At 66.9% G+C, this 21,400-nt stretch carries 21 protein-coding genes and 1 riboswitch; of the genes, 2 read left to right on the top strand and 19 right to left on the bottom strand.

The genetic code is table 11. The features are described from left to right. Window positions 1–15: 15 nt before the first annotated feature. The 5 genes from cobA to cbiE form a co-directional block, all read right to left on the bottom strand. A complete protein-coding gene (gene cobA, locus ACXAED_RS02990) occupies window positions 16–750 on the bottom strand; it encodes a uroporphyrinogen-III C-methyltransferase (protein ID WP_475046776.1) in 735 nt (244 codons plus the stop codon). After that, on the bottom strand, window positions 747–2,057 hold the full coding sequence (locus tag ACXAED_RS02985) for a cobyrinate a,c-diamide synthase (RefSeq protein WP_475046775.1): 1,311 nt from the start codon (window positions 2,055–2,057) through the stop codon (window positions 747–749). Before ACXAED_RS02985 ends, cobA begins: the two co-directional genes overlap by 4 nt. 120 nt (window positions 2,058–2,177) lie before the next feature. Beyond that, entirely contained in the window at window positions 2,178–2,972 is a 795-nt protein-coding gene (gene cobM / locus ACXAED_RS02980) for a precorrin-4 C(11)-methyltransferase (RefSeq protein ID WP_475046773.1), read from the bottom strand. Beyond that, window positions 2,969–3,346: a cobalamin biosynthesis protein gene (locus tag ACXAED_RS02975; protein ID WP_475052993.1), complete on the bottom strand. Its 378-nt coding sequence runs from the start codon at window positions 3,344–3,346 to the stop codon at window positions 2,969–2,971. The genes cobM and ACXAED_RS02975 overlap by 4 nt, the downstream gene beginning before the upstream one ends. Beyond that, window positions 3,343–4,530: a precorrin-6y C5,15-methyltransferase (decarboxylating) subunit CbiE gene (gene cbiE / locus ACXAED_RS02970; protein WP_475046771.1), complete on the bottom strand. Its 1,188-nt coding sequence runs from the start codon at window positions 4,528–4,530 to the stop codon at window positions 3,343–3,345. The genes ACXAED_RS02975 and cbiE overlap by 4 nt, the downstream gene beginning before the upstream one ends. On the opposite strand from cbiE, the gene ACXAED_RS02965 reads away from it, so the two are divergent. Next, window positions 4,529–5,269 carry a cobalt-precorrin-6A reductase gene (locus ACXAED_RS02965; protein WP_475046770.1) on the top strand — a complete coding sequence of 247 codons (741 nt, stop codon included), beginning with the start codon at window positions 4,529–4,531 and terminating at the stop codon, window positions 5,267–5,269. The two genes, cbiE and ACXAED_RS02965, sit on opposite strands and share 2 nt — an antisense overlap. On the opposite strand, the gene cobJ is transcribed toward ACXAED_RS02965, so the two are convergent. From cobJ to ACXAED_RS02930, 7 genes are all read right to left on the bottom strand, one after another. Then, window positions 5,266–6,030 carry a precorrin-3B C(17)-methyltransferase gene (gene cobJ / locus ACXAED_RS02960; RefSeq protein ID WP_475046768.1) on the bottom strand — a complete coding sequence of 255 codons (765 nt, stop codon included), beginning with the start codon at window positions 6,028–6,030 and terminating at the stop codon, window positions 5,266–5,268. The genes ACXAED_RS02965 and cobJ overlap by 4 nt on opposite strands. Continuing rightward, window positions 6,027–6,743 carry a precorrin-2 C(20)-methyltransferase gene (locus ACXAED_RS02955; RefSeq protein ID WP_475046767.1) on the bottom strand — a complete coding sequence of 239 codons (717 nt, stop codon included), beginning with the start codon at window positions 6,741–6,743 and terminating at the stop codon, window positions 6,027–6,029. Before ACXAED_RS02955 ends, cobJ begins: the two co-directional genes overlap by 4 nt. A 3-nt stretch (window positions 6,744–6,746) precedes the next feature. Then, complete coding sequence (locus tag ACXAED_RS02950) at window positions 6,747–7,376, bottom strand: precorrin-8X methylmutase (RefSeq protein ID WP_475046765.1); 630 nt, start codon at window positions 7,374–7,376, stop codon at window positions 6,747–6,749. A 1-nt stretch (window position 7,377) separates the two neighbouring features. Next, window positions 7,378–8,541 (bottom strand): precorrin-3B synthase, encoded by a 1,164-nt coding sequence (gene cobG / locus ACXAED_RS02945; protein ID WP_475046764.1) that lies wholly within the window; start codon window positions 8,539–8,541, stop codon window positions 7,378–7,380. Then, on the bottom strand, window positions 8,538–11,783 hold the full coding sequence (cobN, locus tag ACXAED_RS02940) for a cobaltochelatase subunit CobN (protein ID WP_475046762.1): 3,246 nt from the start codon (window positions 11,781–11,783) through the stop codon (window positions 8,538–8,540). Before cobN ends, cobG begins: the two co-directional genes overlap by 4 nt. 183 nt (window positions 11,784–11,966) lie before the next feature. Beyond that, entirely contained in the window at window positions 11,967–13,001 is a 1,035-nt protein-coding gene (gene cobW, locus ACXAED_RS02935; RefSeq protein ID WP_475046761.1) for a cobalamin biosynthesis protein CobW, read from the bottom strand. Between the two features lie 2 nt (window positions 13,002–13,003). Continuing rightward, window positions 13,004–13,414, bottom strand: a complete 411-nt coding sequence (locus ACXAED_RS02930; RefSeq protein ID WP_475046759.1) for a DUF1636 family protein — start codon at window positions 13,412–13,414, stop codon at window positions 13,004–13,006. Window positions 13,415–13,510: 96 nt separating this feature from the next. Then, a riboswitch (cobalamin riboswitch) is annotated at window positions 13,511–13,729 on the bottom strand. A gap of 51 nt (window positions 13,730–13,780) precedes the next feature. Here ACXAED_RS02930 and cobO point away from each other — a divergent pair. After that, window positions 13,781–14,416: a cob(I)yrinic acid a,c-diamide adenosyltransferase gene (cobO, locus tag ACXAED_RS02925; protein WP_475046758.1), complete on the top strand. Its 636-nt coding sequence runs from the start codon at window positions 13,781–13,783 to the stop codon at window positions 14,414–14,416. 90 nt (window positions 14,417–14,506) lie between these two features. Here cobO and glpD read toward each other — a convergent pair whose 3' ends face one another. The 7 genes from glpD to ACXAED_RS02890 form a co-directional block, all read right to left on the bottom strand. Further along, complete coding sequence (gene glpD / locus ACXAED_RS02920; protein WP_475046757.1) at window positions 14,507–16,084, bottom strand: glycerol-3-phosphate dehydrogenase; 1,578 nt, start codon at window positions 16,082–16,084, stop codon at window positions 14,507–14,509. Further along, window positions 16,077–16,862: a DeoR/GlpR family DNA-binding transcription regulator gene (locus tag ACXAED_RS02915; protein WP_475046756.1), complete on the bottom strand. Its 786-nt coding sequence runs from the start codon at window positions 16,860–16,862 to the stop codon at window positions 16,077–16,079. Before ACXAED_RS02915 ends, glpD begins: the two co-directional genes overlap by 8 nt. A 138-nt stretch (window positions 16,863–17,000) precedes the next feature. Then, window positions 17,001–18,080, bottom strand: coding sequence for a DUF1513 domain-containing protein (locus tag ACXAED_RS02910; protein WP_475046754.1), 1,080 nt, complete (start codon window positions 18,078–18,080; stop codon window positions 17,001–17,003). 17 nt (window positions 18,081–18,097) lie between these two features. After that, window positions 18,098–19,093 carry an imelysin family protein gene (locus ACXAED_RS02905; protein ID WP_475046752.1) on the bottom strand — a complete coding sequence of 332 codons (996 nt, stop codon included), beginning with the start codon at window positions 19,091–19,093 and terminating at the stop codon, window positions 18,098–18,100. Beyond that, window positions 19,093–20,625, bottom strand: a complete 1,533-nt coding sequence (locus tag ACXAED_RS02900) for a di-heme oxidoreductase family protein (protein ID WP_475046750.1) — start codon at window positions 20,623–20,625, stop codon at window positions 19,093–19,095. Before ACXAED_RS02900 ends, ACXAED_RS02905 begins: the two co-directional genes overlap by 1 nt. Continuing rightward, on the bottom strand, window positions 20,612–21,100 hold the full coding sequence (bfr, locus tag ACXAED_RS02895) for a bacterioferritin (RefSeq protein ID WP_475046749.1): 489 nt from the start codon (window positions 21,098–21,100) through the stop codon (window positions 20,612–20,614). Before bfr ends, ACXAED_RS02900 begins: the two co-directional genes overlap by 14 nt. After that, the gene (locus tag ACXAED_RS02890) at window positions 21,048–21,341 is read right to left on the bottom strand and encodes a (2Fe-2S)-binding protein (protein ID WP_475046748.1); all 294 of its coding nucleotides are present in this window, start codon (window positions 21,339–21,341) and stop codon (window positions 21,048–21,050) included. The genes bfr and ACXAED_RS02890 overlap by 53 nt, the downstream gene beginning before the upstream one ends. Between the last annotated feature and the right edge of the window lie 59 nt (window positions 21,342–21,400).

Genomic DNA, 21,400 nt, shown 5'->3' with positions numbered 1-21,400 from the left:
TTCTGAATTGCAGGCTTATGCGCCCGGCAGGTCCTGATCCGCCAGCGGCCCGTACAGGATCAGCACCGGCGCCTTGGTTTCCATCGCGCGCAGCACCGCCGGCAGCTCGCCCACTGTGTGGCAGAAGAGTTGCTGCTGCGGGGTGGAGACCCCCAGCGCCACCAGCGCGTGAGTTTCTTCGGGCAGTCCGGCCTCCATCAGCTTCTCTGCCAGCGCGGCAAAGGTGCTCTTGCCCATATAGACCACGGTGGTGGCATGCGGGTCGGCCAGCGCCGCCATGTTCAAATCGTCCGGCAGCCCGCCGGTCACGTCATGGCCGGTGATGAACTGCAGCCGCCGGGCGGTCAGCCGCCGGGTCAGCGGAATGTTCGCTGCCGCCGCCGCCGCCGAGGCTGCGGTGACGCCGGGCACGATCTCGAATCCGATGCCCGCCTCGCGCAGCGCAGTCATCTCTTCCTCCAGCCGCCCGAAGACGCCGGAATCGCCGGACTTCAACCGCACCACATTGAGGCCGGAGGACGCGTAGTCGACCAGCAGCTGGCTTACATGGTCCTGCTTGGGCGAGGGGCGGCCAGCCCGTTTGCCGACACCCACCAGGTCAGCGTCCGCACGCGCATGGCTCAGGATCGGCCCGGACGAGAGGTCATCGAACAGGATCGCATCCGCCGTCTCCAGCCGCTTGACCGCTTTGACGGTCAGCAGTTCCGGATCGCCCGGTCCGGAGGAGACAAAGCTCACAAAACCGCTCATGCCTGCTCTCCCGTGATGAGGTGGAAGAAGGTGCCCGTGACGTTGCCCTTGATGGAGCCGGTCTCAGGCACCGGGTTGCCGTCGGCGTCCATGACATTGGCCAGCGGCGCGTCGGGCTCTTCCAGGATGGTGGAATAGTGGAATTCATGCCCGCGCAGGGCGTTGCCTGCGCCAAATCCAGGCATTCCCGCCTGCAGGATGGCGCGGCGGTACCCGAGGTGGAACTTGCGCTTTTCGTAGGAGGTCACAAGTCCCAGCAGCCCCAGCATCGCATGCCGGTTGCCTTCCTTGTCGATCAGCGCCTCGCCCAGGGCCATGTAGCCGCCGCATTCGCCATGAACCGGCTTGGTTTCGGCGTGCTTGCGCACGCCCGCGCGGAAGGTCTCCGCCGTGGCCAGCGTGCCGCCATGCAGTTCAGGATAGCCGCCGGGCAGCCAGACCAGATCGGCATCCGCCACCGGGGCCTCATCGGCCAGCGGCGAGAACGGCAGGATCTCAGCCCCCGCCGCGCGCCAGCCTTCCAGCAGATGCGGATAGGTGAAGGAGAACGCCGCATCGCGGGCCAGTGCAATCCGCTGCGCGGGCGGCCCGGGCAGGTTTGCCGGGGCAGGAGTCTGGCCCGCCAGAGCGGCGGCCTTGATCGCCTCCAGATCCACATGCTCGCGCAGGAACGCGGCGTAACCTGCGATGGCGGCTTCCAGATCCGGGTGCTCCACCGCCTGAATGAGGCCCAGGTGGCGTTCGGGCAAGGTCAGATCGCCGCGCCGCGGCAGGGAGCCCAGCACCTTGATGCCTGCCTTCTCCATGCCGAGGCGCGTCAGCCGCTCATGGCGCGGGCTGGCGACGCGGTTCAGGATGACGCCCGCAAAGGGCAGTTCCGGGTCGTAGTTCTTGAACCCCAGCGCGGTAGCCGCGGCCGACTGCGCCTGACCGCCTACATCGACGACCAGCACCACCGGCCAGCCCATCCGCTTGGCGGTCTCGGCAGAGGAGCCGAAGCCCGACTGCCCGCGCGTTGCCACGCCGTCGTAAAGCCCCATCGAGCCCTCGCCGACGCAGATTTCCGCGCCCGCCGACTGGCCGGCGACCGCATCCAGCAGCCCGCCATCCATCGCCCATGTGTCCAGGTTGAAACTGGGCCGCTTGGCGGCTGCCAGATGGAAGGCGGGGTCGATATAATCGGGGCCGCTCTTGTAGGGCTGCACGGTCAGCCCGTCCTCGGCCAGTGCTCGCAAGAGGCCCAGCATCACAGTTGTCTTGCCGGTGCCCGAGGAAGGGGCCGAAATCATCAGGCCAGGAGGTGTCATTGTGCGTTCTCCTCAAGTTCCGCCTGTGCCGCTTGCGGCACGGGCAGCGCCCGACCCGCCCCATGGGCGGGCGCTTCACGCCCACCCCGGGTCAGGCGCTGCCCTCGTGTTGGATGGAATTCAGTCATCCCCATGGCTCCAGCTCGACCACGGGCTGTCGGCGCTTTGCGGCCGGTAGCGGCGGTCGTAATCGGTGGAATAAAGGCAGCTCTCGTCAAAGCCTTCTCCCTTCAGCACCGGCCCCACCAGGATCAGCGCGGTGCGGGAGATCTTCTCGTCCAGCAACTCCTTCAGGGTGTCCAGCGTGGCGCGGATGATCTGCTGGTCCGGCCAGCTGGCACGGTAGACCACCGCGACCGGGCAATCCGCGCCATAGTGCGGCGTCAGGCTGTCGACCACATGGTCCAGGTTGCCAATCGACAGGTGGATCGCCAGCGTGGTACCGGTTTTGGCAAAGTTCTCCAGCGACTCGCCCGCGGGCATCGAGGACGCGCGGCCCGGGGTGCGGGTCAGCACCACCGACTGGCCGAGGCCCGGCAGGGTCAGCTCAGTCCCCAGCGCCGCAGCCGCGGCGGCAAAGGACGGCACGCCGGGGGTGACGCTCACCGGGATTCCCTCGGCCTTCAGGCGGCGGATCTGCTCGCCCATCGCCGACCACACCGACAGGTCGCCCGAATGCAGCCGCGCCACGTCCTGGCCTGCCGCATGCGCGGCCTTGATCTCACCCACGATGGCATCCAGATCCATCGCCGCGGTGTTCACGATCTTCGCGTCCGCCGGGCAGTGGCTCAGGATTTCCTCCGGCACCAGCGAACCGGCGTACAGGCACACCGGGCAGGATGCGATGATGTCGCGCCCGCGCAGTGTTAGAAGATCGGCAGCGCCCGGTCCGGCGCCAATGAAGTGAACGGTCATGGCTCAAGTCTTTCTGCTATGGCCGCGGTGGCAAGCCCATCCGCGGTGACAACTCTGGGGGCCAGCAGGCGCGCGCTGGCGCCCGGTGCCCCTTTGCGCGCCCCGGCCAGCGCCGCGGCTTCCGCCAGCGACCCGGTGCCAAACCGCGCCTTGATCCGGGGCGAGCAGGTGAAGGTCCGCTCCCCGGCAATATCCTGTTCCTGCAGCGCAATCACCGGCAGGCCGGCGGCGCGGGCGAACGCCTGCATCGCTGGCGCTTCGGCTTTCTCTGCGATGGAGGCGACGGCATCCACATGTTCGCCGGTCAGCGCCAGCGCCGCCTGTAAATCCGCCGCCGTGGCAGAACTGCGAAATCCGATGCCCGCCACCTTCATCGCGTGACGCTCCATTGAATGACCGGCCGCGCCCGCTCCCAGCCGCGCATGGTGCCCAAGGGGCCTGCTTCGGCGATTTCCGCCTTCAAAAGATGCCCGCCGCGCGCGGCATGGGCGCGCATCAAGAGCGTCTCGGTTTCCAGCGTGACGCCATTGGCGACCAGCCGGGTGCCTTCCGGCAGGATGTCCCACAGATGGTCCAGCAGTTCCTGCGAGCCGCCGCCGCCAATGAACACGCAATCGGGCAGGGGCTGGCCCTCCAGCACGTGCGGGGCCTTGCCCAGAACCGGTGTCATCCGGTAATCCAGCCCGAAGGCGGCCGCATTGGCGCGGATGTTCTCCAGCCTGCTCTCGCGCGGCTCAAAGGTGATGGCCCGCGCGCCGGAAGCCGCCAGGCACCACTCCACCGAGACTGAGCCGGAGCCGCCGCCGATATCCCACAGCAGTTCCCCCGCCCGCGGCGCCAGCGCCGACAGCGTCAGCGCCCGGATCGGGCGTTTGGTGATCTGCCCGTCGCTGGCAAAGAAACCATCGGCGAGCCCGGACGCCTGCGGCAGACCCTTATGGCCCGCGGCCTCAACGGCCACGGCAACAGGGGCCTGAATGTCTTGCAGATCAAACGCTTCGGCAGTAGCAGAACGCACCCGCTGCCGCGGCCCGCCCAAAAATTCCATCATGGTTAGCTTGGAGGCACCAAAGCCCGCAGTAGTCAGCCATTCCGCCAACTCCACGGGCGCAGCCCCATCCCGCATGGTGCAGATAACCCGCGTCCCGTTTCCAAGCAAAGGGCGCAACCGCGCGTAAGGGGCCGCGTGCAGGCCGAGGCACAGAACCTCTTCCAGCTTCCACGCCAGATGGTTGGCCGCCAGCGCAAAGGTCGACGGCACCGGGTAAGAGACCCACTCACCCGCCTCCAGATGCCGCGCCAGCGAGCCGCCTGCGCCATGCCAGAACGGATCGCCCGAAGCCAAAACAGCCACCTTTCGCCCGCGCATCTCCAGCACCGGCGCAATGGAAAACGGCACCGGCCAGGGCTGGCTTTTGCTGCCTGCCGCTGCCAGTTCCAGGTGGCGCGGACCGCCAAAGATTACTTCGGCCTCCGCCAGTGCCTTCCGGCTTGCATCGCCCAAGCCTTCCAGTCCATTTTCGCCCAGACCAATGATTGTGAGCCACGGATCAGACATGACACGCATCCTCCTGCTGGGCGGCACCACCGAAGCCTCGGCGCTCGCCAAGACGCTTGCCGAAACCGGCGCGGACGCGGTGTTCTCCTACGCGGGCCGCACCGCCAAACCCGTCAGCCAGCCGCTGCCTACACGCGTCGGCGGCTTTGGCGGCGTCGAGGGGCTGGCAGAATACCTGCGCACGGAAAGCATCACCCATGTGATCGACGCAACCCACCCGTTTGCCGCGCAGATGAGCACCAACGCGGTCCTTGCCTGCGAAGCGGCGGGCGTGCCGCTCTGCGCCTTTGAGCGCCCCGCCTGGCAGGCGGGAGAAGGCGACCACTGGGTTCACGCGGACACCATAGAGGCGGCCGTCACTGCGCTGCCCGACACCCCGGCGCGAGTGTTCCTGGCGATCGGCAAACAGAACCTCAGCCAATTCGCCGCCAAACCCCAGCACCACTACCTGCTGCGTCTGGTGGACGCGCCGGAAGCGGATTTGCCGCTGCCGCAAACCACGGTCGAGATCGCCCGCGGGCCGTTTGACGTCGCGGGGGATACCGAACTGATGCAGCGCCATGGCATCACCCATGTGATCGCCAAGAACGCAGGCGGCGCGGGCGCCGCGGCCAAACTCACCGCCGCGCGCAGCCTGAACCTGCCGGTCATCATGATCGGCAGACCGCAAGTGCCCGAGCGCCCTGTCCTGGGCAGCGTGGCAGAGGTTTTGGCCTGGCTGTCGCATCCCGCAGATTAACCCTCAGCCGCGTAGCGGGGGGTATAGACGTAGTTGCCGACCCGGCGGGTATCGCGGTTGCCGACAATCACCACGGTGCGCATGTCGGCCATCTCGGGCGTCGCGTCTTTCAGCGGCACCGTCAGCAGTTCCTGCCCAGGCTTGGTCACGTCGCGGGCAAAGGTGATCAGCGTGTCCTGACCGCAAGCCTCCCGCAGGATCTCCAGCGCACGGGCAAACTGATGCGGCCGCGATTTGGAGCGCGGGTTGTAGAACGCCATCGCCAGCCCGGCCTCACCGACCAGCTGCAGGCGCTTTTCGATCAGGCTCCATGGCTTCAGGTTGTCGCTGAGGTTGATGGCGGCAAAGTCATGCCCCAGCGGCGCGCCGATGGCGGCGGCAGCGGCCAGCATGGCGGTTATGCCGGGCAGCACTTTGATGTCCAGATCCAGCCATTCCGGGTGGGCTTCGGTGTTATTCTCCAGCGCCTCGAACACGGCGGAGGCCATGGCGAACACACCCGGATCGCCGGAGGAAACCACGACCACGCGTTTCCCCTCGGCGGCCATCTCCAGCGCATGGGTGGCGCGGTCGACCTCGACGCGGTTGTCGGTGGCGTGCAGGGTCAGCCCCTCGCGCGGCTCGATGCGTTTTACGTAGGGGATGTAGCCAACAATATCAGTGGCTTCCCCGATGGCGTCACGCACTTCCTGCGTCACCAGCGCCTCATTGCCCGGGCCAAGCCCGGCAATCACCACCCAACCGTTTTGCGATAGTTTCATGGCCGGCGCCCCTGTCCGTGAACCAGTACGATGGAGAAGTAAGGCACCTCGCCGTCAATCTCCGAGAGCTTCTGCACGGTCTGCCCCGGCATGGTGCCGCGCTCGACCAGCCAAGCGTCCTCCGCGCGGCCCGCACGTTCCAGCGCGCGGCGCAGCTTGGGCAGGTTGCGGCCGATCTTCATGACCACCAGCGCGTCGGTCTCGGCGGCACGTTTGGCCAGCTCATCCTCGCTGAGGGTGGCCATCGCCACAGTCAGCACATCGTCCCCCCAGGTAATCGGCTGGCCGGAGGCGGTCCAGCAGCCGGACATGCCGGTGATGCCGGGCACGATCTCCTGCTCGGCGCGGCCCTGCAGGCGGGTGTAGAGGTGCATGTAGGAGCCATAAAGGAACGGGTCACCCTCGCAGAGCACGACCACGTCCTCACCCTTGGCAATCTCGGCAAGCGTGTCGGCCCACTGGTCGTAGAATTCCGCCAGCACCCGATTGTATTCGGGATCCGAGAAATGGATCTCGGTCGTCACCGGGTATTCCATCGCGTGCTCGGTGACGCCCTCACCCAGCATCCCCTCGACAATCGCACGGGCCTGGCCCTGGCGGCCTGCCTTGCGGAAATAGGCGATGTGGCGCGCGGAGGAAATCAGCCGGTGCGAGCGGACGCTCATCAGGTCGGGATCACCGGGGCCAAGCCCTGCGCAGATGACTTTGCCCATCGGTTACTCTTTCCAGCTCGCCAGCGCGTTCACCGCAGCGACAGTGATGGCGGAACCGCCCAGACGGCCCTTCACGATCATCGACGGAACCGGCAGGTCTTCCATCAGTGCGTCCTTGGATTCCATCGCGCCGACAAAACCCACCGGGCAGCCGATGATGGCGGCAGGGCGGGGGCAGGACGGGTCCTTCAGCATGTTCAGCAGGTGGAACAGCGCGGTGGGAGCATTGCCGATGGCGACCACGGCGCCTTCCAGTTTCGGGCGCCACAGCTCCAGCGCGGCGGCGGAGCGGGTGTTGGACATTTCCTTGGCCAGCTCTGGCACTTTGGGATCGCGCAGGGTGCAGATCACCTCGTTGTCGGCAGGCAGGCGCGGGCGGGTGATGCCTTCGGAGACCATATAGGCGTCGCACAGGATCGGCGCGCCCTTGGCCAGCGCGGCGCGGGCGGTCTCGGCCATGCCTTCGGAAAAGCGCACATGCTCTTCCAAACCCACCATGCCGGCGGCGTGGATCATGCGCACGACGACGCTCTCCTCGTCCTTGTTGAAGCGCGCCAGATCGGCTTCGCGGCGGATGGTGGCAAAGCTTTCGGCGTAGATCGCGGCGCCGTTGGTCTCATAGGTGTGGAGCATGTCAGCTGCCCTCTTTCAGAAGTTCGGGAGCGGCGCGCAATGCGTCGGCGCTCAGGCGGGTCTTTAACGGCTGATCCGCGGCAGTGCCATTGCGGATCAGGGAGAATTCGTCCTGGCCGGTGGCGGTCAGGGTGAGCGGCGCGGGGCCGGGGCAGGCGCAGCCCTTGGCGCAGCCGGAAACATGCAGCTTTGTCCCTGCGGGGACATGGGCCGCCAAGTCCCGCGCCAGATCGCGTGTGGCCGAAAGCGCCTGCAGGCAGCCGGGCGCGCCGGTGCACGCGACCACTTGCAGGCGCGGATCGGTTGCATCCAGGATCAGGCCGGGCAGGGGCGGCAGGCTGGCGGCACCCTCCACCAGCAACGCGCGCCAGGGGGTGAGGCGGATTTCGCCGTGGTCAGCAAGCTGCGCCAGCGTTGCGGCGGGCATCTGGCCGAACTCCAAAGCAGCGAGTGTCCCCGCGGGGACAGCGCCCGGTTTTGCGCTGAAGCTGGCCTTTGCCATCGGTGCCGTGTGCGCCGCCGGCGGCCCGCGGCGCGCGATGAGGCGGTGCATCCTGCCGCGCCCTTCCGGCGCGCCGCCCTGGTCGAGGAACCAGCGGGCCAGGGTGAGGGCTTCGGGAACGGCGGATTCACGTGTGACGGGCAGGCCGGTTTCTGCACCGTCTGCGCGCAGGATCAGACCATCTTTTGTGCGCTCGACGCGGATATCGGCGGCAATGTCTTGCAGCACGGGGTCCGCGCCGCAGTCGACGGCAAAGCCGAATTTGCCCGGCAGGGACAGGTCTGTTGCGGCAGTCAGTGCAGCGCTGAGGCCGGTGGCGACGGCATGCGTGTCGTCGCCACCGGCCCAAAACGGAGCGAGCAAAACATTGCGGCGTGCTTCGGCGCCGGCGTCTATGTCGATCAGCCGTAGGTCGCGCAAGGATTCGATCAGCTCTGCATGCGCGTCTTCGCGGATGCCGCGCATTTGCAGGTTGGCGCGGGCGGAGATGTCGAGGAGGCCGTTGCCGAACTCCTGGGAAAGTCTTGCGACACCGCGCGCCTGGTTAACGGACAGTTTACCCAGCGGTGCGCGCACGCGCACCACCAGCCCGTCGCCGGACATCATCGGCCTCAGCGCGCCGGGGCACCAGCCGTAGACCTTGGGCTCAGCGGCGGCACTCATGCGGCGCCCTCCAGCTCTGCCATGATCGAGTTGCGCCGGGTGCTCCAGAGACCGGCGTCGAACAGCGCCCGGAAGCGGTCGCGCATGGCGGCGAGCGCCTCGGGGTTTTCGCGCTCCATGAACTCCACCAGGTCATCGCGGCCCAAGGTGGCCTCAAAATAGAGGTCGAACAGATGCGGTTGCACCACCTGCGCCAGATGCGCAAAGGCTGCCATGTGGTCGAGGGTAGCAGCGATCTCCGCCGCGCCGCGGAAGCCGTGGTTCATCATCGAGGTGGCCCAGTCCGGGTTGGCGGCACGGGCGCGGGTGACGCGGGCGATTTCCTCGCCCAAGCTGCGCGCCTGCGGCTTGTCGGGGCGGGTGGCGTCCATGTGGTAGAGCGCCGGTGCCGCCTGGCCGATGCGCGCCATGGCAGCGGCAAATCCCGCCTCATGCGCGGCGTAGTCGGAGGCGACCAGCAAGTCGGTTTCCGGCAGGTCCTGCAGGTGCACAAAACTGTCGGCGCCCTGCAGCCGGGTTTCCAGCGCCTCGCGGGCGTCGGTAATCGTGCCCTTGGCGTCGATGGCGTGGGAGGAAGCGTTGAGCCAGGCCTCGCCCGCCGCGGCGCGGGCCTCGTCGCTGTAGTCGTCCAGATGCGGATTCATCGAGAGGCCGTATTGGCCCGGCTTGGGGCCGAAGACGCGCGGGGTCTCGGCGAGATAGGGGTTGTCGGCCTGGGTTTCCTCGCGTGCGGCCAGCGCGGCGGCGGCGGTTTCAAACATCTGGGCAAGGCCGGGGAACACATCGCGGAACAGGCCGGAGACGCGCAGGGTGACATCGATCCGGGGGCGGTTCAGCATTGAGAGCGGCAGCACCTCAAACCCGGAGACGCGCTCGGAGCCTTCGTCCCACTTGGGCGCGAGGCCTGCGAGGTGCAGGGCCATCGCGAATTCTTCGCCCGCGGTGCGCATGGTGGCGGAGCCCCAGAGGTCGATCACCAGCCCCTTGGGCCAGTCGCCGTGGTCCTGAAGGTGGCGGCGCAGCAGCTCTTCCGCCAGCTTGACCCCTTGCGCATGCGCCGCCCGCGACGGCACCGCCCGCGGGTCGGTGGTAAAGAGGTTGCGCCCGGTGGGGATCACATCGGCGCGGCCCCGGAACGGCGAGCCGGAGGGGCCGGGGGTGACGATTTTCCCGTCCAGCGCGGCGATGAGGCCGGCGCGTTCCTCAGGCCCGCATTGGCCGGTGCCGAAGATATGCAGGCCCTCGCCGTACTGGCTTTCCTTGATGTCGCAGACGAAGGCGTCGATGCGGGTGATCGCCTCGGCAGGCGAGGTGTCCGCAGTGAGGCCCAGATCAGCCTCGACGCCGGTGCCCTGCGCCTCTGCCCGGATGTCGCCGATCAGCCGGTCGCGGCGGGCCGGGTCCAGACCGTCGGCGGTGGAATATTCGTCCAAGAGGCTTTCAAGGCGGGACATGCCCTCCGGCAGGGTGGTCTGCGCCAGAGGCGGCGGCAGGTGGCCGATGGTGACAGCACCGATGCGGCGCTTGGCCTGGGCGGCCTCGCCGGGGTCATTCACGATGAACGGGTAGGCGACGGGCAGCGGGCCGGTCAGCACCTCGGGCCAGCAGGCGCCGGAGAGCGCAACCGCCTTGCCCGGCAGCCACTCCAGGGTGCCGTGGGCGCCAATGTGGATGAGGGCGTCGGTCTGGGTGCGCAGCCACAGGTAGAAGGCCACATAGGCGTGGCGCGGGGTGCGGTCGAGGTCGTGGTAGTCGTCGACGCGGGTTTTCACCTCGCCGCGTTCGGGCTGCAGCGCGACCAGGGCGTTGCCAGCACGCAAAGCCTTGAAATGAAAGGCGCCGTCGCGGCAGTCAGCGTCTTCTTCCGGGTTGCCCCAGGCCTCCGTCAGCCGCTCTTGCAACTCCTGCGGCAGGGTGGCGAGGGCGGTCTTGTACTCTGCGAGCGGGACGCTCAGGGTCTCTTCCATCAGCCGCAGGCCGGTGTTTTCCAGCGTTTCGGCGGCGTAGCCCTGGGCGGCCAGCTCACGCAGGATCTCGTCGCAGGAGGCCAGCGCGTCGAGGCCGACGGCATGGGCGAGGTTGTGGTCTCTCCCGGGGTAGGTGGAGAGGATCAGGGCGAGGCGCTTGTCAGTGTTCGGCAGCTTGGCGAGGCGCAGCCAGCCCTCCACGCGGTCGATGGCGGCCTTGATCCGGTCTGCGTCGGCGCGGTGGGCGAAGCGGGAGTACTGCAGGTCCGGGTCTTTCTTGCCCGGCGATTTGAAGCTGACGACGCCTGCGAAGATGCGGCCGTCCACCTCCGGCAGCACCACATGCATGGCGAGGTCGGCGGGCGACAGGCCGCGGTCGGCCTCGGCCCAGTCTTTCTTGCGGGCGGTGGAGAGGGCGACCTGGAATACCGGGCAGCCGGTCGTGCTGAGCGGTGAGGCGCTGCCGTCGGTGCCTTGAGCGGAAAAGGCGGTGGCGTTGATGACGGCAGCCGGGTTCAGCCCGGGCAGCTTTTCGCGCAGCCAATCGGCGGCGGTGGGGGCCTTGAGGCTGGCGGCAAAGGCGCCATAAGCGGCGTAGCCGCGCGCGCGCAGCTCTTCGATCAGCGCATCCACCGGGGCGGTGTCGGCGGCGGTGAGGTAGGAGCGGTAGAAGCTCACCAGCACCAGCGGTTTGTCCTGCGGCGGCAGGTCGGCCAGCACGCCCTTGGCCGGGTCATAGAAGCCATGCTCGGGGGTGGTTTTGAGGCCGATCACCGGCCCGGCGTAAAGGCCTGCCGCCAGCGACAGCTGGGCCAGCGCGGCCTGAGCCGCGACCGCACCGCCGGCGTCGCACAGGGATTGCAGGCGGCGCAGGGTGGAGACGGGCAGGGTGGACAGCTCGTCGAGCCGCGCATCCTCGCGCCCGTCGGCAGGCAGGATTGCCAGCGCAATGCCCTTGCGGCGGGCGAGGTCCTGCAGGGTGGCAAGGCCATAGGACCAGTAGCTTTCGCCGCCGATAAGGCGGACGAGGACACCTTTGGCGCCCTCCAGCGTCTGTTCCGCGTAGACGTCGACCGACAGCGGGTGCTTGAGCGCCACCAGGTTGGCGAGGCGCAAGCTGGGCAGTTTGCCGTCCGCCCGGTGCCAGCCTGCCGCAAAGGCGCCGAGGTCGCTGTCGGAGAAGGACAGCACCACAAGGTCCGCAGGCGTCTGCCCGAGGTCCTGCGGGGTATCGGTCTCGTCAAGGCCGTGGCTTTCGCGGAAGACGACGTGCATGGGTCAGGCCTTTGTATTCTGGTAAGCAATGGGCGCTCTGAGGGCTGCGCCCGAGCCTGGGAGGGTGCGAATGCGCCCTCCCATTTTGCCGGAGGCAAACCTTTGGTTTGACGGGAGGGTCGGGCGCAGCCCGGCCTGCGGCCGGGCAATGTCATTTGAAATGAAGCGCCAGACCGGCATTGCTTACGCTCCCAGCTCGGCGCGGATGGCCTGTTCGTCGATGTCGTCGTGCTCGGCAATGACCACCAGGGCGGTCTTGCGCGGCTGCGCGCCCCAGGGTTGGTCGTACTGCGCACGCAGGCGCTCGCCCACGGCCTGAACCAGCATCCGCATCGGTTTCCCCTCCACCGCGACATAGCCTTTGACGCGCAGGATGTTGCGCTCGCGGGCGAGTTTCACGATGGCATTCTGCAGCGCTTCCGGGTCGGAGACTTCGCCCATTTCGACAACGATGCTTTCAAAATCGTCATGCTCGTGGTCGTGGTGGCCGTCGTGGTGGCTGGGGCGGGCCTCCAGATCGTCCTCGGCAGCGGCGCCCAGGCCCAGGATGATGCGCGGGTCGATGACGCCTTCGCTCATCGGCAGGATCGGCAGCTTGCGGGGCGCTTCGGCCTCGATCACGGCGCGGGCCTTCTCGACACCCTCGTCGCCGGCCAGGTCAGCCTTGGACAAGAGAACGATGTCGGCGCAGGAAATCTGGTCCTCGAACACCTCGGACAGCGGGGTTTCGTGGTCGATGCTGTCATCGGCCTCGCGCTGGGCCTGAACCGCGTCCAGGTCGGGGGCGAACTGGCCCTTGGCAACCGCCTCGGCATCGGCCAGCGCAATCACGCCGTCAACGGTGATGCGGGAGCGGATCGCGGGCCAGTCGAAAGCCTTCAGGAGCGGTTTCGGCAGGGCCAGGCCGGAGGTTTCGATCACGATGTGATCCGGCTTTTCCGGCAGGTCCATCAGCTGTTCGATGGTGGGAATGAAGTCATCCGCGACGGTGCAGCAGATGCAGCCATTGGCCAGCTCCATGATGTTTTCCGCCGGGCAGTTCTCATCGGCGCAGGACTTCAGGATGTCGCCGTCCACGCCGGCGGTGCCGAACTCGTTCACCACCACGGCCAGGCGCTTGCCCTGCGGGTTCTGCATCAGGTGGCGGATCAGGGTGGTTTTCCCCGCGCCCAGGAAGCCGGTGATGACGGTGACGGGGATCTTGTTGAGGTCGCTCATGATTACTCCTCGGAGAAGAACTTGGCCGGCGGGATGCGGGCAACGGATTGCTTGCGGAAGGTCTGCGGGCGTTCGCGCCAGGGCACGACGCCGTCGGCTGTTGCGGCGTAGGCTGCAGCGCCTTCCAGGATTTCGGGGACGTGCTGGTCCGGGTCGAGGTCGCCGTAGACATAGGTCCAGCGCTCTGTGCCGCCGACCAGTGCAACGGCGCAGCCGCGCTTGCAGGAGGACAGGCATTCAACACCGCGCAGGCGGACGCCTTCGGGCATTCCGGCCTCTTCCAATGCGGCGTGCAGGATGGCGCCGGGGCGGGCGGCCTCGGGGTCGGCGCCCTCGCGGCGGCAGGTGAGGCAAACGGTCAGCGTGACCGGTTTTGGGGTGCTGGCAGTCTTGCCTGCCATATCGTCAGCCATCGGCGCGTCTCCTGTCGCGGCAGGCGTGCGGGAAGGCCGAAAGGGGGCTGCAGCGTGCCAGCCCCTCAACCGGTCGCGGAACACCCCGCCCGCCCGTTGTTATCTCTCTCGCTGGCAGGTCTCCCGGCTTGCGGATGCCAAGGCGTTTTGCCTTGCCGGCCATCCTGCCTTCCCGGGGGTCTCTCCCAGTGGCATGGCGGCCTCATCCGGTCACGGTCGCGGGGGCGGCTGTGCTTCGGCAATCCAAAGAAATTTGGCGGCCTTCACATTCCCTCTTCGCCTGCTTTCGCAGGAACCAGCGAAACCCCCTTGCGCTATCGCGCCCTTCTTTGTCAAGACATGGGGTCAAACAGCTGGAGAGCCCCCATGAGCGAAAAGTCTGAAACCGGCATCTCAGAGGAAGAAGCCGCCCGTCACGCGTCGAAAATGGCCAAGAAGAAGGCCGCGCGCGACCGGATGATGAAGACCAAGGACGGCGAGAAGGGCCTGATCATCGTTCACACCGGGCCGGGCAAGGGAAAATCCTCGTCGGGGTTCGGCATGATCATGCGCTGCATCGCCCATAAGATGCCCTGCGCCGTGGTGCAGTTCATCAAGGGCGCCTGGCAGACCGGCGAGCGGACGCTGATCGAGGAGAACTTCAGCGACCTGTGCCAGTTCTATGCGATGGGCGAGGGGTTCACCTGGGAGACCCAGGACAAGGCGCGCGACATCGCCGCCGCGCAGAAGGGCTGGGAGAAGGCCAAGGAGATGATCCTGGATGAGCGCAACACCATGGTGCTGCTCGACGAGATCAACATCGCGCTGCGCTATGAGTATCTGGACCTGGAGGAGGTGCTGGAGTTCCTGGTGGAGCACAAGCCGCCGATGACGCATGTGGTGCTGACGGGGCGCAACGCCAAGGAAGAGCTGATCGAGATCGCCGATCTGGTGACCGAGATGGGCCAGATCAAGCACCCGTTCCGCGCCGGGGTGAAGGCGCAAAAGGGCGTCGAGTTTTAAGCTGAGGGCGTAGCCTGCCTGGGTAGGCGCGAATGCGCCTGCCGGGGGGCAGGCAGGCGCAGCCCGGCGGTGCCGCCGGGCAAAACACTTTTATGCGGCGAGCTGTGCAGCCTTGCCTTGGATGTAGGTATCCACCGCCGCGCGCTGGGTTTCATCCAGCCGCAGGCCCAGCTTGGTGCGCCGCCACAGGTAATCGTCGCCCGCGCGCACCCATTCGCGGGCAATCGCCCAGTCGAGCTCCCGCGCGGTGATGGTGGCGCCAAAGTCCTGGCCCAGATCACCGGCAGTTTTGGCGTCGCCCAGCACCTCCCAGGCCTCGGTGCCATAGGCGCGGATCATCCGGCCCGCCCAGTAGGGTGTCAGGAACGGATAGTCCGCGGCCAGTTTGGATGTCAGCTTTGCCACATCCGCCACCGGGAAATCGCCGCCGGGCAGGGCCACGCCTGCGGTCCAGTCGGCGGGCAGCTGCGGGAACACCTCGCCGATCTTGGCCAGAGCCGCCTCGGCCAGTTTGCGGTAGGTGGTGATCTTGCCGCCGAAGACGTTGAGCAGCGGCGCCTGCGCCTGGTCCAGCGTCAGCACGTATTCGCGGGTGGCCGCGGTGGCTGAGCTGGCGCCGTCGTCATAAAGCGGGCGCACGCCGGAGTAGGTCCAGACGATATCGTCGCGCGTCACCGGCTTCTCGAAGTATTCGGAGGCAAAGGCCGCCAGATAATCCTGCTCGGCTTCGGTGCAGACCGGTGCGGTGTCCGGGTCCGGGTGGTCGGCGTCGGTGGTGCCGATCAGGGTGAAATCCTGCTCGTAAGGAATGGCAAAGATGATCCGCCCGTCGGTGCCCTGGAAGAAATAGCAGCGGCCGTGGTCGAACAGTTTCGGCACCACGATATGGCTGCCGCGCACCAGGCGGATGTTCTCGCGGCTGTTCTGGCCCAGCTTCTGGTGCAGCACGTCAGCGACCCAAGGGCCGCCTGCGTTGACCAGCATCCTGGCGCGGTGCTCCTGCTCCGCGCCGGTGGCGTGGTCCTTGGTGCGGATCAGCCAGTGATCGGCCTTGCGGTCCGCGGACAGCACTTCGGTCCGGGTCAGGATGCTGGCGCCGCGGGCCATGGCGTCGCGCGCGTTCAGCATCACCAGGCGGGCGTCCTCAATCCAGCAGTCGGAGTACTCGAACGCGGTTTTGAATTTGCCTTTCAGGGGGCGGCCCGCCGGGTCGCTTGTCAGGTCCAGCTTGGCGGTGCCGGGCAGGATGCCGCGTTTGCCAAGGCTGTCGTACATGAAGAGGCCCAGCCGGATCAGCCAGGCCGGGCGGCGGCCCTTCATCCACGGCATGAAGGTGGTCAGCAGCTTGGATGTGGGTGTCTCGCTGTCAAACCGCATGTCCTTGTGAAAGGGCAGCACAAAGCGCATCGGCCAGGAAATGTGCGGCATGGCTTTCAGCAGCACCTCGCGTTCGATCAGCGCCTCGCGGACCAGCCGGAACTCAAAGTATTCCAGATAACGCAGGCCGCCGTGGAACAATTTGGTCGAGGCGGAGGAGGTGGCGGAGGCAAGATCGTTCATCTCTGCCAGCGTCACCGACAGGCCGCGGCCTGCCGCATCGCGGGCGATGCCGCAGCCATTGATGCCGCCGCCGATGATGAAAAGGTCCGTTACAGGGGTGTCAGTCATTTTCGCTGCTTTCGTTTTGTCCTGCGGTCAGGATGCGGGTTCCGGCGGCGCGGGCGGCCTCGGCAAATTCTACGGGCACGGGCCGGTCGGTGATCACCACATCCAGATCGGCCACGTCGCAGATCCGCACCGGGGCGGAGCGGTCGAACTTGCTGCCGTCGCAGACCAGCACCTTTTGCCGTGCGTTCTTGAGGATGGCGCGGGCGACAGAGACTTCGCGGGCGTCGTGGTCCATCACCGCACCGTCGGCATCCAGCGCCGAGGCGCCGATGACGGCAAAATCCACCTTGTAGCGGGAGATGAATTCGACCGCGTCCTCGCCGACGATGGCGCCGTCGCTTTGCCGGACGGTGCCGCCGGCCAGGATCAGCTCCTTGGCCTGTCCGCCCATCATCATGCTGATAATGTTGATATTGTTGGATATCACCGTCAGCCCGCGATGGCCCGACAGAGCGCGGGCCACCTGTTCGGTGGAGGTGCCGATGTTGAGGGTGAGAGAGCAATTGTCGGGGATCAGTTCGGCCGCGGCGGCAGCCATCAATTGCTTGCCGCTTGCGTTCAGCTTGCGCCGGTCGGCGTAATCCTGGCTTGCAGCGGAGCTGAGCCGCACCGCACCGCCATGCACGCGCGACAGCGCGCCCCGGGCCGAAAGGTCGCGCAGGTCTGCCCGCACCGTCTGCAACGAGACGCCAAAGCGCTGGGAGAGGTCCTCGACCTCGACCCGGTCCTGCTGGTTCAGCAGGGCGATGATTTCGTTCTGACGGCCGGAGGCATCCATTTGCTTTCCTTTCGTTGCGATTCTCTAGCGTATTGCGCGCGGAGAGTCACGATGTGTTTTCGTTTTGATTTCGCTGAGCGCCAACACGAAAAGGGCGCGCCGTTGCGGACGCGCCTTCGCAGCCGGGAAGGGACAGGTTCAGGCGAGCGGGATCAGGTGGTTGTCCCAAGCAAGGCCGGCACGGTGCATCGGCTGTTTGCCGGAGGCTGCGACCGCAAATAACTGGCCGGTGCCGGTGCTGGCAGCAAAGCCGCCGGGCGCCGGGGCGAGGCCGCAGACATCCGCCATCCTGTGTTCCTGAACGAGGTCCCCGCTGGCGGTGTCCATCAGCTGCAGCACGCCGCCGCGCGGGGAGGTGACGCCGACCAAGGCACCGTCCGGCGAAAACGCGATGGATCCGCCGTAGCCGTTGAGGTTCAGAACCCGCGGGTCGCCGTCTGCCATCAGCCTTGGGGGGCTTCCTGGCGTGTGGAGGCCAACGATTGGAACCAGCTCCCCCGCGTCCCCCTGCCACTGCATGGCAAACCCCACCGTGCCGTCCGCCCGCATGGCGAGGTGGCGGATCGAGTTCAGATGCAGCTCCTGCGGCAGTTCCATCCGGTCCTGCAGGGCGCCGTCCAGGCTCAGGTAGCTGAGGTTCGGACGCATGTCCGGCAGGTTCAGCTTGGCGCGGCCGCTGTCGGGGTGGGTCTCAATCCCGCCGTTGGCCACAGCCAGCCCCGGCGCGTCCCGGCGCAGCAGCATATCGTGCGGCCCGATGCCGCCGGAGGGGAAGGCGGCGATGCGGCGGTAGCCGCTGGTAGTGTCCCAGACGCCAATCACGCCGCGGGCGTTCTCATAATCGTTTTCGGTGGTGAACAGGCGGCTGCCGTCCGGGGAGAACGCGCCGTGGCCATAGAAGTGATGGCTTGCGGGCGGCTGCAGCCGGGCGATGGCGGCGCCTGAGCGGCAATCGATCACGTCGGCGAAGCGGCCCGGGCGGCGGGCAAAGGCGACGGCCTCAGGCCGGACCGGGTGTGCGGCGGCAGCATGACCGCGGCCGGGCAGGGGATGGCGGAACAGGATTTCACCGTCGCGGGTGAGGCCCGCCAGCAGGAAGGCGCCGCTGGCGTCCCTGCCGGCCGACAGGAAGGCGGGGCTGCCTGCGCTAGCCCAGGTGGCCCGGGGGGCGAGGCCTGCGGCCAGCAGCCCGGCCAGAAATCCGCGGCGGGAGGTCATGCCGTTTTCCCTTTTCCTTAGTCGCCGTCCAGCGCATTGAAGCCGGCCGCGACGCCAAGGGCGGGGCCAAGCTCTTCGCTCATCAGCGTGCGCAGGTCCTTGATCTCCTGTTGCAGTGCCTCGATGCGGATACGGCTGGCGGGGTCTGCGGCACCGGCAAAGACCGGGTCGTCCAGCGCCTCTGCCTTTTTGCGGGCTGTAGAGAAGTGTCCGGTGATTTCTGCCTGCAAACCGCCGTGACCCTCCGCCAGTGCCAATGCCAGCGGCTCCAGCGCGTTCAGCGACAGCAGCACGTGACGCAGGCTGCGCCCGGAACGGCGGGCCTCGGCGCGGTTGGGGCGGGGCTTGTCAAACGTGCCCAGCGGGCGGCCCAGGCGCATGTCGTCCAGCACTTGCAGGCCGGTATTGAGAGCCTTGAGCAGTTCCTGGGTGATCTCGTCTTCGGTCTGGTAGCGGGTTCCCGGCGCGCGCAGCTCGGCGGCATAGCCTTGGTTCCAGTCGGCGCTGATGGCCTGCGTGGTGGCCGCGATGTCCGTGCTGATCGCGCGGGTCAGGGCGCAGCGGTATTCTGCGCTGCCGGCGGTGGACAGCTGCGGGTCATAGAGCAGGTATTCCAGCGCGTAGAAGCCGCGGGCGGCGATGGAGTAGCTGGCGAAACCGGCGGGTTCCTTTATGCCTGCGTCTTCGCTGCGGATCAGATTGCCGAGTGCCTTGGGGATTTTGCCGCGGCTGTCGGGCCAGAAGGCCAGTGCGAAGGCGCGGCTGTCCGTTTCAGTCGGGCCGAAGCGGTAGTGGCTGGCGGCAATCCAGGCATCGAAGGCGTCGCTATAGGCCGCCCGCAGCGCCGGGGACTGCGGGGCGCAATCAGCTTGGGCCGCATCGGCCAGCATGGCTGCATCTGTTGCCAGCTCCTCAAACGCGGGGAGGATCAGCTGATCGGTGATGCTGCTGGACAGCTCGGACGCCGCGGCGGGGGCGGCGGCCAGGGCGAGTGTCAGGGCAAGGGCGCGCATCAGAGGCTCTCCAGGAAGGCAATCAGGGCGGCGCGGTCCTGGGGCGGCAGCTCCACGACGCGGGTTTTGGCGGCTTCCGCCTCGCCGCCGTGCCACAGGATGGCCTCCAGCAGGGTGCGGGCGCGGCCGTCGTGCAGGAAGGTGGCGCGCGGCGAAACCTGCTGGGTCAGGCCAATGCCCCAGAGCGGCGCGGTGCGCCATTCGCGGCCCGTCGCGCGGCCCTCGGGCCGGTTGTCGGCCAGGCCCTCGCCCATGTCGTGCAGCAACAAGTCGGAGTAGGGCCAGATCAGCTGGAAGCTCTGTTCCGGGCGGTCCTGCAGCCGGTGGGTTACGAATTTCGGCACGTGGCAGGAGGCGCAGCCGCTGTCGTAGAACACCTGCTTGCCGCGCAGCACCTTCGGATTATCCGCATTGCGGCGGGCGGGCACGCCCAGGTTGCGGCTGTAGAAGGTGACCAGATCCATGTTGGGCTGGTCGATCTCGGTTTCACGGGAATCATCTCCGCCATGCGGCGCGCTGTGGCATGCGGTTTGCAGATCCGTGCATTCGCCGGCATGGGCCGGGAACAGGGGGGTGGAAATGCCGATATCGCCCGAGAATGCGGCGGCAGACTGGTGGTGGACCGTCGGGGCGCCGGCCTTGAGACCGAAGCGGCCCAGCAGGATCCGGTTGAACTCCTGCGACCAGACCAGATTGGCGCGGCCGGAGATGCCATCGCCGTCGGCGTCGTCCTCATCGGCATGGGCGAGGATGTCAGCGGCGGGGATCGCTTCCAAAAGGCCGAGCCCGATCATTGGCGGGGCAACCCGCGGGCTGAGCATGGCACCATCGGCCAGCGGGCCGTAGCCGAGGTTTGCGGCGGTGTAGCCGGGGCGGCGCAGGGTGGCGGTTTCGCCGCCGTTAAGGGCGATCTCAAATTCCTCGTATTCGACCTGCAGCTTGTATTCCGGGGCGATGCCGGGGGCGGAGAAATCCTGCAGCTGGCTGCCGTAGTTCGGATCGGGCGCGGTGCCGATATAGTCGCTGACCGCTTCCAGCCCTGGCGGCACCGGGCCCGGCACAGAGACGCGCAGGAACATGGTTGTTGAACTGTAATCGGGCTGCTCCGGCACATGGCCGCGGCCGTCCTTCAAGTGGCAGCGCTGGCAGGAGCGCGCGTTGTAGAGCGGGCCCAAGCCATCGGAGGCCTTGGTGGAGGCGGGGGAAAACACCCAGATCTTCTTGAACAGCCCGTTGCCGAGCTTGAATTCCAGCTCCTGCTCAAAGGAGAGGTTGGCGGAGTGCTGGGAAAACGCCTCGTCATCCGTCCGGGCGCGCACGGTGGCGGCGCCTGCGGGCAGATCCTCGTAAGGTTCTGGCGCGGAGAAATCCGTGGCGGGAGATGTGACGGCCTCGATCCGGGCGCGTTCGGCGTCGGTGCGGGGAAGGGGGGAGAGGTGCGGGTCTGCCTGGTAGCGGCTTGCCAGGTTCAGTGCCGCAAGGGGAGTGGCCGCCGCAAGCGCGGCAGCCAAAGCAATGTTAGTCTTCAACATCTGCCATTTTGGTGGCGTTGAGCTGGGCATAGTTTTCGGCACCGATCCGGTCGTGCAGTTCAAGCTGCGTTTCGAGGAAATCGATATGGCCTTCTTCATCCGCCATCAGGTCTTCAAACAGTTTCTGAGTGACGTAGTCGCCCGCCTTGTTGCAGGCGTCGCGGGCTTCCTTGTAGAGCGCGCGGGCGTCCACTTCGGCGGCAAGGTCGCATTCGAGGGTTTCTTTCGGGGTCTGGCCGATCCGCAGCGGGTCCAGTTTCTGCAGGTTCGGGTGGCCGCCGAGGAACAAAATCCTTTCAATCAATTTATCCGCGTGCTCCATCTCTTCGATGGATTCCTCGCGGCTTTTCTTGGCCATGCTGCCCAGGCCCCAATCTTCCTGCATCCGGTAGTGCAGCCAATACTGGCTGACCGCCGTCAGCTCATGGCGCAGCGCTTTGTTGAGATAGTCGATGACCTTGGCGTCGCCCTTCATTACTTTTCTCCCGAATTGATGCTGCGCGTAAATTCGTAAGCTGCGCAGGTACTTCCAGCTTACTGCTGGAACGCATCGTGTCGAGGAAAAGCGGCATGCAGCCGCCGCAATCAGCGGTTTTCCCCAGGGCGTGATAAATCTTGCCAGGGGTGATTATCGTTTCGGGGTCGGCATTTCGCATCCAGTCGATGGCGGCGCGGATGTCGTGGTCCGATATGTTCGTGCAGTGGCAAACGATCATGCTGCTTGCGTCCTTGCCCGGTGGCGCAAAAGGCCAAGTGATTCCGTTGGAAAATATAT

The organism is Leisingera sp. ABM4_103, from assembly GCF_056158685.1.
Note: the sequence above shows the minus strand (reverse complement) of the source record. Positions and strands in the feature narration are given on the sequence as shown.

Coding starts and splice junctions, on each gene's coding strand:
- ACXAED_RS02975 (WP_475052993.1), bottom strand. CDS start 3,346: ATGAAGGTGGCGGGCATCGGATTTCGCAGTTCTGCCACGGCGGCGGAT.
- glpD (WP_475046757.1), bottom strand. CDS start 16,084: ATGACTGACACCCCTGTAACGGACCTTTTCATCATCGGCGGCGGCATC.
- ACXAED_RS02890 (WP_475046748.1), bottom strand. CDS start 21,341: ATGATCGTTTGCCACTGCACGAACATATCGGACCACGACATCCGCGCC.
- cobA (WP_475046776.1), bottom strand. CDS start 750: ATGAGCGGTTTTGTGAGCTTTGTCTCCTCCGGACCGGGCGATCCGGAA.
- ACXAED_RS02950 (WP_475046765.1), bottom strand. CDS start 7,376: ATGCTCCACACCTATGAGACCAACGGCGCCGCGATCTACGCCGAAAGC.
- ACXAED_RS02905 (WP_475046752.1), bottom strand. CDS start 19,093: ATGCGCGCCCTTGCCCTGACACTCGCCCTGGCCGCCGCCCCCGCCGCG.
- ACXAED_RS02900 (WP_475046750.1), bottom strand. CDS start 20,625: ATGTTGAAGACTAACATTGCTTTGGCTGCCGCGCTTGCGGCGGCCACT.
- cbiE (WP_475046771.1), bottom strand. CDS start 4,530: ATGTCTGATCCGTGGCTCACAATCATTGGTCTGGGCGAAAATGGACTG.
- cobN (WP_475046762.1), bottom strand. CDS start 11,783: ATGCACGTCGTCTTCCGCGAAAGCCACGGCCTTGACGAGACCGATACC.
- cobM (WP_475046773.1), bottom strand. CDS start 2,972: ATGACCGTTCACTTCATTGGCGCCGGACCGGGCGCTGCCGATCTTCTA.
- cobG (WP_475046764.1), bottom strand. CDS start 8,541: ATGAGTGCCGCCGCTGAGCCCAAGGTCTACGGCTGGTGCCCCGGCGCG.
- cobJ (WP_475046768.1), bottom strand. CDS start 6,030: ATGAAACTATCGCAAAACGGTTGGGTGGTGATTGCCGGGCTTGGCCCG.
- ACXAED_RS02955 (WP_475046767.1), bottom strand. CDS start 6,743: ATGGGCAAAGTCATCTGCGCAGGGCTTGGCCCCGGTGATCCCGACCTG.
- cobW (WP_475046761.1), bottom strand. CDS start 13,001: ATGAGCGACCTCAACAAGATCCCCGTCACCGTCATCACCGGCTTCCTG.
- ACXAED_RS02985 (WP_475046775.1), bottom strand. CDS start 2,057: ATGACACCTCCTGGCCTGATGATTTCGGCCCCTTCCTCGGGCACCGGC.
- ACXAED_RS02930 (WP_475046759.1), bottom strand. CDS start 13,414: ATGGCTGACGATATGGCAGGCAAGACTGCCAGCACCCCAAAACCGGTC.
- cobO (WP_475046758.1), top strand. CDS start 13,781: ATGAGCGAAAAGTCTGAAACCGGCATCTCAGAGGAAGAAGCCGCCCGT.
- ACXAED_RS02910 (WP_475046754.1), bottom strand. CDS start 18,080: ATGACCTCCCGCCGCGGATTTCTGGCCGGGCTGCTGGCCGCAGGCCTC.
- ACXAED_RS02965 (WP_475046770.1), top strand. CDS start 4,529: ATGACACGCATCCTCCTGCTGGGCGGCACCACCGAAGCCTCGGCGCTC.
- bfr (WP_475046749.1), bottom strand. CDS start 21,100: ATGAAGGGCGACGCCAAGGTCATCGACTATCTCAACAAAGCGCTGCGC.
- ACXAED_RS02915 (WP_475046756.1), bottom strand. CDS start 16,862: ATGGATGCCTCCGGCCGTCAGAACGAAATCATCGCCCTGCTGAACCAG.